This window comes from Streptomyces cavernicola (genome assembly GCF_029968035.1).
In the GTDB taxonomy this organism is placed as follows: Bacteria; Actinomycetota; Actinomycetes; order Streptomycetales; family Streptomycetaceae; genus Streptomyces; species Streptomyces cavernicola.
Map to the genome: position 1 here is coordinate 150875 of NZ_JASCIQ010000010.1, position 12946 is coordinate 163820.

At 72.3% G+C, this 12946-nt stretch carries 12 protein-coding genes; 8 read left to right on the plus strand and 4 right to left on the minus strand.

Annotation, left to right across the window (positions count from 1 at the left end; translation table 11 throughout):
* The first annotated feature begins 150 nt into the window (after positions 1-150).
* The 5 genes from QIS96_RS12020 to QIS96_RS12040 all read left to right on the plus strand — a co-directional run bounded on the left by QIS96_RS12020 (position 151) and on the right by QIS96_RS12040 (position 5708).
* Positions 151-945: a hypothetical protein gene (locus tag QIS96_RS12020; protein WP_282542488.1), complete on the plus strand. Its 795-nt coding sequence runs from the start codon at positions 151-153 to the stop codon at positions 943-945.
* Positions 942-2210 carry a sensor histidine kinase gene (locus QIS96_RS12025; protein ID WP_282542489.1) on the plus strand — a complete coding sequence of 423 codons (1269 nt, stop codon included), beginning with the start codon at positions 942-944 and terminating at the stop codon, positions 2208-2210. Before QIS96_RS12020 ends, QIS96_RS12025 begins: the two co-directional genes overlap by 4 nt.
* Positions 2211-2329: 119 nt before the next feature.
* The gene (locus QIS96_RS12030) at positions 2330-3709 is read left to right on the plus strand and encodes an FtsW/RodA/SpoVE family cell cycle protein (protein ID WP_408907164.1); all 1380 of its coding nucleotides are present in this window, start codon (positions 2330-2332) and stop codon (positions 3707-3709) included.
* 3 nt (positions 3710-3712) lie between these two features.
* Positions 3713-5170, plus strand: a complete 1458-nt coding sequence (locus QIS96_RS12035; protein ID WP_282542491.1) for a penicillin-binding transpeptidase domain-containing protein — start codon at positions 3713-3715, stop codon at positions 5168-5170.
* A 43-nt stretch (positions 5171-5213) separates the two neighbouring features.
* A complete protein-coding gene (locus QIS96_RS12040; RefSeq protein WP_282542492.1) occupies positions 5214-5708 on the plus strand; it encodes a DUF3291 domain-containing protein in 495 nt (164 codons plus the stop codon).
* Here the strand turns inward: QIS96_RS12040 and QIS96_RS12045 are convergent.
* Together QIS96_RS12045 and QIS96_RS12050 are read right to left on the minus strand one after the other, a co-directional pair.
* Positions 5701-6549 (minus strand): hypothetical protein, encoded by an 849-nt coding sequence (locus QIS96_RS12045; protein WP_282542493.1) that lies wholly within the window; start codon positions 6547-6549, stop codon positions 5701-5703. The genes QIS96_RS12040 and QIS96_RS12045 overlap by 8 nt on opposite strands.
* Positions 6550-6608: 59 nt before the next feature.
* Entirely contained in the window at positions 6609-7712 is a 1104-nt protein-coding gene (locus QIS96_RS12050; RefSeq protein ID WP_282542494.1) for a ferritin-like domain-containing protein, read from the minus strand.
* Positions 7713-7918: 206 nt separating this feature from the next.
* On the opposite strand from QIS96_RS12050, the gene QIS96_RS12055 reads away from it, so the two are divergent.
* From QIS96_RS12055 to QIS96_RS12065, 3 genes are all read left to right on the plus strand, one after another.
* Positions 7919-8656: a TetR/AcrR family transcriptional regulator gene (locus QIS96_RS12055; RefSeq protein ID WP_282542495.1), complete on the plus strand. Its 738-nt coding sequence runs from the start codon at positions 7919-7921 to the stop codon at positions 8654-8656.
* Positions 8657-8666: 10 nt separating this feature from the next.
* Positions 8667-8948 carry a hypothetical protein gene (locus QIS96_RS12060; RefSeq protein ID WP_282542496.1) on the plus strand — a complete coding sequence of 94 codons (282 nt, stop codon included), beginning with the start codon at positions 8667-8669 and terminating at the stop codon, positions 8946-8948.
* A gap of 224 nt (positions 8949-9172) precedes the next feature.
* Complete coding sequence (locus QIS96_RS12065) at positions 9173-10372, plus strand: C40 family peptidase (protein ID WP_282542497.1); 1200 nt, start codon at positions 9173-9175, stop codon at positions 10370-10372.
* 602 nt (positions 10373-10974) lie between these two features.
* Here QIS96_RS12065 and QIS96_RS12070 read toward each other — a convergent pair.
* Complete coding sequence (locus tag QIS96_RS12070; protein WP_282542498.1) at positions 10975-12225, minus strand: styrene monooxygenase/indole monooxygenase family protein; 1251 nt, start codon at positions 12223-12225, stop codon at positions 10975-10977.
* Between the two features lie 27 nt (positions 12226-12252).
* The gene (locus QIS96_RS12075) at positions 12253-12864 is read right to left on the minus strand and encodes a GTP-binding protein (RefSeq protein ID WP_282542538.1); all 612 of its coding nucleotides are present in this window, start codon (positions 12862-12864) and stop codon (positions 12253-12255) included.
* Positions 12865-12946 lie beyond the last annotated feature (82 nt).

The following is a 12946-nucleotide window of genomic DNA, read 5'->3' on the forward strand; positions in this document are numbered from 1 at the left end:
GGTTCGGCGGCGCAGGTTCGGCGGCGCAGGTTCGGCGGCGCAGGTTCGGCGGCGCAGGTTCGGCGGCCGTGCACGAAAGCGACAAGTCGACCCGGCTTCGTATTCTGGCCAGTGGCGGTCGGGCCAGGGCCGCCTTCGTACGGAGGTGCCGTGTTCCGAAGCCGTCGAGAACGTCGTCGCCCAGGGCTCGCGGGCCGCGCGCGGGTCGTGCTGCTGCCCGTGCTCGGCCTGCTCGCGGGGTGCTCCGACGCGGGCGGCCTCGAGAGCGCGGGCCCCACGGAGCGCGCGGTCGGCCCGGCCCGGCTCTGGCCCCAACTGCCGCCCGCGCAGGCCGAGTCCCCGGACGCGGGCGAGGCGACCGTCGAGGTGGTCGAAGGCGTCGCCGTGCCCGACCGCGATCTGCACAAGGTCGACCCGCTCGCCGTCGTCAAGGCCGAGCTGGCCGCGCAGCCGCGCACCGACACCGGGTCCGAGGCCATCCCCGCCGACACCGCGGCCGCCGTCGAGCGCTGCCCCGCGAGCAAGAAACCCGACCAGGCGGTGCCCGGCTGCCCGGTCCTGCAGGCGTACTACCGGGACCTGACCGGCAGCGGGAAGGACGAGCTGATCGTCGGCATCCGGTACTCCCAGGGGGCCCTCGGCATCCGCGTCTACAGCCTCGACGCGGGCCGGCTCATCCGGATCATGTCGACCGCCGAGGAGGTCACCCGCGTCGAGCTGGCCGGGCGCGACGTGATCGTGCACGAGCCCGCGCAGAGCCCCGACTACGAGTTCCGCTACGCCTGGTCCTGGGACGCACGGCAGCACGCGATGCTGCCCGCCCGGATCGAGATCGTCCGCACCGACCGTCACGGCAGCCCCGAGCCCGAGCAGTCCGGCTCCCCCTCCCCCTCCGCCTCTCTCTCGCCCTCCCCCTCCGCCTCTCCCTCCGCGGGGCGGTCGTGAGGCTCCGGCTGCCCGCCTGGACGGCGACGCTCACCTCGAAGGCCGCGCTGTTCATCACCGTCATGTGCTGCGCGCTCGCCACACTGCTCGGTGCGCTGGTGCACGTCGCGGTCGCCCGCCAGACGGTCGGGAACGCCCGCGACAAGGCGCTCACCAAACTCGACGACGTCACCCGCCTGTACGAAGCCGGGGACCGGCTTCCGCCGGGCGCGGGCGTCGACCCGGCGGGCCTGCCGGAACCGCTGCGCGCGCTCGCCGCCGTGGGCCGGCGCGGCACGCTCGTCGCCGACCACGACGGCCGGCCGACGATGTGGGCGGCGGGTCCCGCCGACGGCGGCCGGACCATCGCCGCCGAGGTCGACTACACCCAGGGCGCCCGCACCATCGACGGCCTGGACCGCGCCATCGCCGGCTCCGCCGTGCTCGCCATCGGCGCGACGCTGCTCGTCGGCGCGTTCGCGGTGACCCGGGTGACACGGCGACTGCACCAGACGGCGACCGTCGCCCGCCGGATCGGCGCCGGCGACCTGGCCGCCCGCGTCGACGACCCCCGTACGAAGGATCCCTCGCGGGCGCAGGACGAGGTGGCGACCGTCGCCGGGGCCCTCGACACCATGGCCGCCAAGCTGCAGGCCAAGCTGGAGAGCGAGCAGCGATTCACGGCCGACGTCGCGCACGAGCTGCGCACGCCGCTGACCGGGCTGCACGCCGCCGCGGAGCTGCTGCCGCCGGGGCGGCCCGCGGAGCTGGTGCGGGAGCGGGTGCAGACGATGCGGGTGCTCACCGAGGACCTCCTGGAGATCTCCCGGCTCGACGCCCGGCGCGAGCAGGTCGACCTCGACTGCCATCCGCTCGGCCCGCTCGCCGAACGCGCGGTGCGGGCCACGGGGACCGACACCGAGGTGCGGGTGGTGCGGGACGTGAGCGTGGAGACCGACCGGCGGCGCCTTGAGCGGGTGCTCGGCAATCTCGTCGCCAACGCCCACAAGCACGGTCGTACGCCGGTGGTGCTCACCGTCGACGGGCCGGTCCTCTCGGTGCGCGACCACGGCGACGGGTTCCCCGCGTATCTCGTGGAGCACGGGCCGCAGCGGTTCCGTACGGAGGGTGGGGCGCGGGGGCACGGGCTCGGGTTGACGATCGCCGTCGGGCAGGCGGGGGTGCTGGGGGCGGGGATCGCCTTCGCGAATGCGGAGGGTGGGGGTGCGGTGGCCACGGTCACGTTGCCGACGTCGCCTTGCGGGGAGGGCGGGGGCGCGGGCTAGCGATCTTTTCCCCACCCCGCCCCTTCCCGAAAGTCCTGCGGACAGCTCCGGGGGCCAGCCCCCGGACCCCCGCTCCTCAATCGCCGGAGGGGCTGAGTTTTCTTGCTACGTTGCCCGGTATGACCGGAAGAGCCGTTGATGTGACAGACAGGGTGGAAAAGTCCACCTCGGTGGTTCCGGTCGTCCACCCGCGTCGCGGCACCGAGCTCGCCCTGCTCGTCCTCGCGGTCGGCCTGTGCGTGCTCGGCTATCTGAACGTCGGCCTGGCCCGGTACGGGGCCGTGCCCGGCAACGTCACCGACTACGCGTGCGGGCTCGGGGCGCTCGCCCTGCTCGCCCATGTGGCGGTGCGGGTGCGCGCCCCGTACGCCGATCCGCTGCTGCTTCCGATCGCCGTGCTGCTCAACGGACTCGGCCTGGTCCTCATCTACCGGCTCGACCAGGAGACCCCGGACGACCCGGCCGCACTGGCCCAACTCACCTGGTCCACGGCCGGGGTCGCGCTGTTCATCGTGGTCGTCGTGGTACTGCGGGACCATCGGACGCTGCAGCGGTACGCGTATCTGTTCGTCGCCGCCGCGCTCGCGCTGCTCGTCTCGCCGGTGTTCTTCCCGGCCGTGAACGGGGCGCGGATCTGGGTGCGGATCGCCGGATTCTCGCTGCAGCCCGCCGAGTTCGCGAAGATCCTGCTCGCCGTGTTCTTCGCCGCGTACCTGGCCGCCAACCGCACGGCGCTCGCGTACGCGGGACGGCGGGTGTGGAAGATGCAGTTCCCCACCGGGCGGGTGCTCGGGCCGATCGTCGCGATCTGGCTGATCAGTGTGGGGGTGTTGATCCTCGAGCGGGATCTGGGGACCTCGTTGCTGTTCTTCGGGCTCTTCGTGGTGCTGCTCTACGTGGCGACCGGGCGGACCGGGTGGATCGCGGTCGGGCTGCTGCTCGCCTGCTTCGGGGCGTTCGCCGTCGGCTCGCTCGAACCCCATGTGCACAGCCGCGTCCAGGACTGGCTGCACCCCTTCGCCAGCATCGACGCGGGCCGCGGGCCGACCCAACTCGCCCAGTCCCTCTTCGCGTTCGCGGCCGGCGGGCTGCTCGGCACCGGGCTCGGCCAGGGCCACTCCTCGCTGATCGGCTTCGCCGTGAAGTCCGACTTCATCCTGGCCACGGCCGGCGAGGAGCTGGGCCTGACCGGACTCTGCGCGATCTTCCTGCTTTACGCGGTGCTCATCGCCCGGGGCTGCAAGGCGGGGCTCGCCCTGCGGGACCCGTTCGGGCGGCTGCTCGCGATCGGGCTCGCGTCGATCCTGGCCCTGCAGGTCTTCGTGATCGCGGGCGGCGTCACCGGGCTCATCCCGCTCACCGGCATGGCGATGCCGTTCCTCGCGCAGGGCGGCTCGTCCGTCGTCACCAACTGGATCATCGTCGCGCTGCTCGTCCGGGTCAGCTCCGTGGCCCGCGCGCAGCCCGACGCGTACGAGCAACTGCCCGAAGAGGACTGAGGCTTGACCCGCCACATCCGCCGCGCCGCTGCGTTCTGCCTGCTCCTGATGCTCGCCCTGGCCCTGAACGCCACCCGCATCCAGGTCTTCCAGAACGACACCTACGACGACAACCCGGCCAACCGCCGCCAGACCATCGCCCGCTACGCCCAGGAGCGCGGCGACATCTATGTGGACGGCCGGCCCATCACCGGCTCCGTCGACACCGGCGAGCAGCTGCGCTACGAACGGACGTACAAGAACGGCCCGTTGTACGCACCCGTCACCGGCTACGCCTCGCAGACGTACGGCTCGACCCTCCTGGAGGGCGCGGCCGACCCGCTGCTCTCCGGCACCGACCCGCAGCTCGCGCCGTTCCCGCTGGTGGACGGCGTGGCGCGGGTGCGGCGGCCGGGCGGGGCGGTGCACACCACGATCGCGCCGTCCGTGCAGCAGGCCGCGTACACCGCGCTCGGCGACAAGCAGGGCGCGGTGGCGGCGCTCGACCCGACGACCGGGCGGATCCTCGCCCTGGTCTCCACCCCGTCGTACGACCCCGGGCTGCTCTCCGGGAACGGGACGTCGGAGGCGCAGCACTGGACCACCCTGAACAACGCGGCGAGCAAGCCGATGCTCAACCGGGCCATCGGGCAGACCTACCCGCCCGGTTCGGCGTTCAAGGTGGTGACCGCGGCGGCCGCCCTGGACGCCGGGGTCGTCACGGACCTGGACGCCAAGACCCGCTCCCCTGCCCCGTTCACGCTGCCCGGCACCTCGACGAAGCTCACCAACGAGGTCGAGGGCTGCAAGAACGCCTCCCTCCGCTATGCCTTCGAGTGGTCCTGCAACACGGTCTTCGCCAACCTGGGCGCGCGGGTGGGCCTGGAAGGCCTGGTCGGGACGGCCGAGCGGTTCGGCTTCAACGACTCGGACCTTCGCATCCCGTCGCGGGTCGCGAAGAGCAACCTGGACCGGGAGATGGACCCGGCGAGCGTCGCGCTGTCCGCGATCGGGCAGTACGACACGACGGCGACGCCGCTGCAGATGGCGATGGTCGCCGCGGCCGTGGCCAACAACGGGGACCTCAAGTCGCCCCACCTGGTGGACCGGACGACCGACGCCTCCGGCCGTACCGTCTCCACCACCCACCCGAGTTCGCTGCGCCAGACGTTCAACCCGGGCACGGCCTCGCTGCTCCGGGAGCTGATGGTGGGCGTGGTCGAGGACGGCACCGGGTCCAACGCGGCGATCCGGGGCGCGGTCGTCGGCGGCAAGACGGGCACCGCTCAGCACGGCATCGGCAATGTGGGCCTGCCGTACGCCTGGTTCATCTCCTGGGCGCAGGCCGAGGGCGATCCGCAGCCCGGGGTGGCGGTCGCGGTGGTCGTGGAGGACGCGGCGGCCGACCGGGAGGACATCAGCGGCGGCGGCAGCGCGGCGCCGATCGCGCGGGCCGTGATGCGGGCGGCGCTCGCGTTGTGAGACGGCCCTGTGCGCGTCCCGCCGGGCTGCCTAGGGTGCGCCCATGGTCAAGGACTCAGCTGCGTACGAACTCGCCCAGGTCAACATCGCCCGCCTCAAGTTCCCTTTGGACTCACCGGAGTTGAAGGACTTCGTCGACGCGCTCGACCCGGTGAACGCGGTCGCGGACGCGGCGGACGGGTTCGTGTGGCGGCTGCAGAGCGAGTCGGGCAACGCGACGGACGTGCCGGTACTCGGGGACTCCTGGCTGATCGTCAACATGTCGGTGTGGCGGGACACGAATGCGCTCACGGCCTTCATGTACCAGGGGCAGCACCGGGAGCTGCTCTCCCGGCGCTTCGAGTGGTTCGAGCGGGTCGCCGAGGCGATGACGACGCTGTGGTGGGTGCCTGCGGGCCACCGCCCGACGGTCGCGGAGGCGGAGGAACGCCTCCTCCACCTCCGCGCGAACGGCGCGACGCCGTACGCGTTCACTCTGCGGACGTCGTTCCCGCCGGGCCCGGCCACGGCCGAGGCCGTTTCCGAACAGGTCAGTTGAGCGGTTCGCGCATCTCCTCGCGGACCTTCAGGGTGGTCGCGGCCGCCTTCTTCAGGTCGATCGACTCGGGGTCCTGGGTCGCGCTCGACTGGTCGACGAGGCCGACGGTGGCGGACGTGTTGTCGTCCGCCCAGGCGCACATGGGCACGGCCGCCGTGGTTCCGGCCTCCTCCATGGTGAGCACCTGACAGCGCACGATCTCGCCGTCGGTGACGATGTCCTCCGGGGGTACGGCGACCTTGGCGCCCTCGCTCTCGGCGGCGCCGTCGGACATGCTCCTACGGGTGTCGTCGTGGTCCTTGATGAGCCCGTACGCCCCGGAGACCACGAGGACCTTGCCGGAGGCGGGGTCCGCGCCGGTGTACTGGGCAGCCACCGGCGTGAAGTCCTTCATCCCCGACTCGTCCCAAGTCCCGTCGTCCTGCGGGCCCTTGCTCGACATGTCGGCGGCCAGCTTGTACTCGCCGGCGACGAGGGTCTTGGGCAGGGCGAGCTTGTACTCGGCGGCGGGGAAGGAGTCGGCGGAGCTGTCCGGGTCGCCCCCCGAGGTCCGCTCGTCCTTCAGCATGACGAACACCCCGAACAGGATGACCGCGAGCGCCAGCCCGAGGCCGCCCCAGAGCCCCATCGGCTTCTTCCGCGGCGGAGGCGGCGGCCCACCCCAACCACCGGGCCCCGGCGGCGGGTAGGGCCCCTGGCCGTACGGGCCGGGCGGGGGCTGCTGGGCGTAGGGACCGGGTTGCGGCTGCTGGGCGTAGGGACCGGGTTGCGCGTACGGACCCTGCTGCTGGGGTCCCGACTGGCCGTATCCCCCGGCCTGTGGTGGCTGCGGCGTAGACATGCCGGAACATTATGTGACGTCCCCGTCACCCCCGGCGTCGGGCCCCTTGCGGCAGCCGGTCAGGCGCCGCCCGCCTCGATGGTCTCCTCGACCTCCGCGACGCGTTCCGCCTCCTCCGCCGCGAAGCGTTCCGCGTCCAGTTTCTCGGCGATCTCCTCGTCCTGGGCCATCAGCTGGTCGAGGTTGGAGTTCCCCATCTCGAAGACGCCCATGTCGACGTACGCCTCCTGCAGCCGTTTGCCCCACAGGCCGATGTCGCGGACGCACGGCACGATGCGGGAGAAGAGCAACTGGCGGAAGAGCGCGAGGTATTCGGAGTTCTCGCTGTACTCGTCGGCCTCCTGCCGGGAGATGCCCAGGTTCTCCAGGACCTCCACGCCGCGCAGCCGGTCGCGCATCAGGTAGCAGCCCTCGATGACGAACTCCTCGCGCTCGCGCAGTTCGGCCTCGGTGAGCTGCTTGTAGTAGTCGCGCAGCGCCATCCGCCCGAAGGCCACATGCCGGGCCTCGTCCTGCATCACGTACGCGAGGATCTGCTTCGGCAGCGGCTTGTCCGTGGTGTCGCGGATCATGCCGAAGGCGGCGAGCGCGAGGCCCTCGATGAGGACCTGCATGCCGAGGTACGGCATGTCCCAGCGGGAGTCGCGCAGGGTGTCGCCGAGCAGCGACTGCAGGTTGTCGTTGATCGGGTACAGCATCCCGACCTTGTCGTGCAGGAACCGGCCGAAGATCTCCGCGTGCCGGGCCTCGTCCATGGTCTGCGTCGCCGAGTAGAACTTGGCGTCCAGGTCCGGCACCGACTCGACGATGCGGGCCGCGCACACCATCGCGCCCTGCTCGCCGTGCAGGAACTGGCTGAACTGCCAGGCCGCGTAGTGCTGCCGCAGCTCACCCTTGTCCTTGTCGGTCATCTTCGACCAGTGCCGGGTGTCGTAGAGCGTGAGCGCCTCGTCGGGGGTGCCGAGTGCGTTGTGCGGGTCGACCTCCAGGTCCCAGTCGATCCGCTTGGCGCCGTCCCACTGCTTGTCCTTGCCCTTCTGGTAGAGGGCGAGGAGACGATCTCGACCTTCGTCGTACTCCCAACTGAAGCGGGCCGAACCGCTCGCCGGGACCTGCCAGATCGGCTCGCCCGGGTCCATGCTGTAGAGCTCCTGCGTCGACACCGCCACGCCTCCATCGCCTCGCGAACTGCCGTACGGGAAAGGCTCGTTGGCAGGCTCACACGTATGAGACACCGGGTCAACAAGTAGTGCGGACCCGGCAGGACGGCCGAATCCCGGTACCGCGCGCGTCCGAATGTGGACGTTCTGCGAAGCCCGCGCGCACAACCCGTGGGCCGGGCGCGGCGAGGTGCGGATACGCTGCGGGCATGTCCCCGGCAGCAACCTCGCGCGCAACGCCCCCCGCCTACCGCCGGCTCAGCGTGGAGGAGCGGCGCAGCCAGCTCCTCGAAGCCGCGCTGTCCCTCTTCGCGCACCGCGCGCCGGAGGAGGTCTCCCTGGACGACGTCGCCGAGGCGGCGGGCGTCTCCAGGCCGCTGGTCTACCGCTACTTCCCGGGCGGCAAACAGCAGTTGTACGAGGCCGCGCTGCGCACCGCGGCCGACGCCTTGGAACAGTGCTTCGACGAGCCGCCGCACGGCCCGCTCACCGCGCGCCTCGCCCGCGCCCTGACCCGGTACCTCGCCTTCGTCGACGAGCACGACACCGGGTTCAGCGCGCTGTTGCAGGGCGGCAGCGTCGTCTCCACCTCGCGCACCAGCGCCATCGTGGACGAGGTGCGGGCCGTCGCCGCCGCGAGCATCCTGGACCACCTGCCCGTGTCGGACCCCGGTCCGCGGCTGCACATGATGGTGCGTACGTGGATCTCCGCCGTCGAGGCCGCGTCCCTGATCTGGCTGGACGAGGGCAAGCAACCGCCCCTCGACGAGCTGCGGGACTGGCTGCTCGACCACTTCCTCGCCGTGACCACCGCCACCGCCGCCTCCGACCCGCAGACCGCCGAGGTGCTGCGGGCGGCGCTCGAACTGGAGGAGGCGGACGGCTTCGCCGCGTCGCTTGCCGGGCGGGTGCTGCCCGTGGTGAGCGACGCCGCGCACCTGCTGTGAGACTGGTCGCGTGAGAAGCGAGGACATCCCCTTCGAGGGCGGCCCCCTGGACGGCCGGACCCTGCCGGTCCTGCTCGGCGCGACCGGGCAGCCGCCGAAGGTGTACGAGGTTCCGGTGCCGGATGCGGAAGGTGGCCCGCCGACGGTGCTCGTCTATCGGCGCGAGGCCGCGGGGTTCAGCCGACGCCTCGGGGTACCTCGGGGGTGGAAGTATGTGTTCGACCCGGAGGGGCGGGGGGTTGGGCGGATCAAGTGGCCTTGGTCCAGGCCGAGTTCGCCGCCGGCGTCTTGATTTTCCCCTCCCCACCCCGCCCCTTCCCGAAATCCTGCGGAGCTTCGGGGGCTCCGCCCCCGGACCCCCGCTCCTCAATCGCCGGAGAGGCTCATTTTTGAGCCTCTCCGGAAGGGGCGGGGAGGGGAAAAACCCCCGGGAGGGGTGACCTGATACCTCCACCGGGGTGCACTCGACCAGCGCCGCCGGGGCCACCACCGCATGCTCGCCGCGGAGGTGATGGTGTGTCAGCCAAGAGCAGGAGCATCGGCCGGGCCGTCTGCGCCGCGGCGGTGGTGGCGGGACTGGTGACCGGGCCGCAGGCCGCGGCCGCCCCCAGGCCCGCCCCCGGGCCCGCCGCCGGCCCCGAGGAGGGTTCCGTGGCGGGGCTTCTCACGGATCTCCAGGAGCTGTACCGCAAGACCGAGCAGGCCACCGAGACGTACAACGCCACCGCGGAGAAGCTGAAGAAGCAGCGCTCCGAGACGAAGAAGCTGGGCGCCGAACTGGCGAAGGCCCGTACCGCCCTGCACGACAGCCGCGCGGCCGCCGGACGCCTCGCCCGCCAGCAGTACCAGAGCGACAGCGAGCTCTCCCCGTATCTGAAGCTGCTCCTCGCCCGCGATCCGCGGCGCGCGCTCGACCAGGGGCACGTCGTGCGACGCATGGCGGCCCAGCGGGTCGGGACGGTCGGGCGGCTCGTCGACCGGGAGAAGAAGGCCGACGGCCTGGCGCGGCGCTCCCGCAAGGCTCTGGCCGCCCAAGTCGCCCTGGCGGCACGGCAGAAGGAGCAGCGGGACGAGGTGACCGAGCGCCTCAAGGACGTCGAGGAGATGCTCTCCGACCTCAGCCCGGACGAGTTGGCCGCGCTGCGGCGGCTTGAGGAGAAGGGCACGGCGGACGCCCAGCGGGACCTTCTGGGCTCCGGTGCGCTCGGCGGGGCGGCCGGTTCGCCGGGGGCGTCCGCGCAGACCCGCGCGCCCTCGAAGGCGGGGGACGCGGCGCTTCGGTACGCGGTGAAGCAGATCGGCAAGCCGTATGTGTGGGGTGCGGAGGGGCCGGGGTCCTTCGACTGCTCGGGGCTCACGTCGCGGGCCTGGCAGCGGGCGGGGGTGGAGATTCCGCGGACCTCGCAGGAGCAGTGGGCTCGCCTTGAGCGGGTTCCGTTGCACCGGCTGCGGCCCGGGGACCTGGTTGTGTACTTCCCCGAGGCCACGCATGTCGCCCTCTATCTGGGGGACGGGAAGGTGGTGCAGGCGCCGCGGCCCGGGTCGCGGGTCAAGGTCTCGCCGATCGCGGCGAATCCGCTGCTGGGGGCGGTGCGGCCGGATCCGGAAGGGCGCGCCCTGTCCGACCCCGACTACCGGCCGCCGGAGTTGCCTCCGGGCGCGATGTCGGGGTCCGACCTGGGGTACGGGGCGGGGGTGGCGCCGGAGGAGGGGTGAGGCTGGGGCCTTCTTCTTTTCCTTTCCCCACCCCGCCCCTTCCCGAAAGACTGCCGTCGGCCCCTGGGGGCCAGCCCCCAGACCCCCGCTCCCCGGGGCCCCGGACCCCGCTCCTCAATCGCCGGAGGGGCTGAATTTGGGGAGTGCGGGGTGGGGGCTGAATCTCGCGGACTGGCGCTGCGACAAGTGCCCCACCAGGGGCGCGGGGAACTGCGCTGGCGACCACGACGCCGCGGCAGCCGAAAAACAACCGGGCGGGGCGGGGGGGCAAAGCCCCGAACCAGGGGCGCGGGGAACTGCGCGACCAACCACCACGACGCAGCAGCCGAAAAACAACCGGGCGGGGCGGGGGGGGGCAAAGCCCCGAACCAGGGGCGCGGGGAACTGCGCGACCAGCCACGACGGCGCGGCAGCCGAAAACAGCCGGGATCCGGGGCGCAGCCCCGAAAGCGGGGTCCTGGGGCGGCAGCCCCGGGAATGGAGTCCAGGGGCAGCAGCCCCGGGAGTGGAGTCCAGGGGTGGTGTCCCCGGGAGTTGGCCCGGGGGACGCTGGTGGCCGGCCGTCAGGACTTGAGGGAAGGGGCGGGGAGGGGGGGAAGACCTCAGCGGAGGGACGACAAGTAGCGTTCCGTGTGGGCCGGTTCGTAGAAGTAGTCCTCGAAATCCGACGGGTCGTCGAAGCCGTTGGCGAAACGGTGCGCGATCTCGGGCTGCTCCGCGGCAGCGGTGATCAGCGCGAGGACATGCGCAGGCGGCGGCGCGAGCATCGCATTGGTCCAGCGCGTCGTGGGCCGCCCCACCGACTCCCAGAACCGGTCGAACGCCGACCGCATCCACTCCGCGTCGAACGGCTTGTCCCCGTGCTCCAGGATCGACCCGAGGTACGAAGCCGCGCACTTGGCGGCCGAGTTGGCGCCCTGCCCGGTGACGGGGTCGTTGGCGACGAGCGTGTCGCCCACGCCCAGAACGAGCCCGCCGGACGGCAGCGTCGCGACGGGATGGCGCACGGTCGGCGTGTAGCGCCCCGCCAACGTGCCGCCCGCGTCGGTGAGTTCGACGGCACGGGCCCGCCCGTACTCCCAGGGCGTGTAGCGCTCCATCAGGGAGAGGGTGAGGGCGAGGTGTTCGGCGGGGTCGGCGATGCCGCGGAACGCGTCGACGGGGCCGCCCGGCACGCCCTCCCAGAACAGGATGTCGGCGCGGCCCGAGGTCGTCAGGGCCGGCATGACGACCAACTCGCCCACGCCGGGCACCAGGTTGAGCCGGACCTGCCCGGTGTCGGGCCCGTCGGGGCGCGGCCCGAGCCCGTGTACGTAGGAGACGGCGAGGGAGCGCTGCGGCCGGTTGTAGGGGGAGCGGGCCGGGTCCCGGTCGAAGAGGTGGACGAGCTCGCCCTTGCCGGCGGCGACCAGGACCAGGTCGTACAGACGTGAGAAGTAGTCGAGGTCGGAGACGGCCGCGCTGTGGATCACCAGCTGGCCGCCGCGCTGCGCGAACGTGTCGAGCCAGCCGGCCGTCTTGACGCGCTGGTCGACGGACTGGGCGATGCCGTCGAGGGGGCCGAGCCAGTCCACGGCGCGGTGCGCGGGGCCCGGGTCGTGGCTGCCGGGGGCGGCGACGGTGACGCCGAGCCCCTCGATGTCGGGGGCCTGGGACTCCCAGAAGTTCAGCTTGAGGTCCCGCTCGTGCTGCAGCGCGGTGTGGAAGAGGACCTGCGTGGACATGACCCGGCCGGCCCGGATCTCGTCGGCGGTGCGCTGCGACATGAGGGTGACCTCGTACCCCTGCGCCTGGAGTCCCAGGGCGAGTTGGAGACCGGACTGGCCGGCTCCGGCGATGAGTATCTTCCGCATGCGGTGGTCTCGCTCCTACTCCTACGGTTACTGCGGTACGGACTGCTCCGGCGCGGTCTCGCAGGCGTGCCCCACGAGGGCGAGGAGGGTCTCCACGACGCTGATCCGGCGGCGTGCGTCCATGACGAGGACCGGCACGTGGGCGGGCACGTCGAGCGCCTCGCGCACCTCGTCGGCCGCGTACAGGTCGGAGCCGTCGAAATGGTTGACGGCCACCACGTACGGCAGTCCGCTGCCCTCCACGTAGTCCAGGGCCGGGAAGCAGTCGTCGAGGCGGCGGGTGTCGGCGAGCACGACGACGCCGACCGCGCCACGCATCAGGTCGTCCCACATGAACCAGAACCGGGCCTGGCCCGGCGTGCCGAACAGGTAGAGGACGAGGTCGTCGTCGAGCGTGATCCGGCCGAAGTCCATGGCGACCGTGGTCGTGGCCTTGTGCGGGACCGGGGCCAGGTCGTCCTCCCCGGAGGCGGCACCGGCCTCGGTCATCAGGGTCTCGGTGCGCAGCGGAGTGATCTCGGAGACGGCTCCGACGAGGGTCGTCTTGCCCGCGCCGAAGCCGCCCGCGACCACGATCTTGGTGGCGATGGGGGCCCGGCTGAGGTCGGACTGCCAGGGCTGCGCGCCCTCCTCGTCCAGGAGCGGGTCGGTCCGCCCTTCGGCGGTGGCCGTCGTGAGCGTGCCCGTCGTGAGCGTGCCCGTCGTGTGCGCGCCCGTCGTG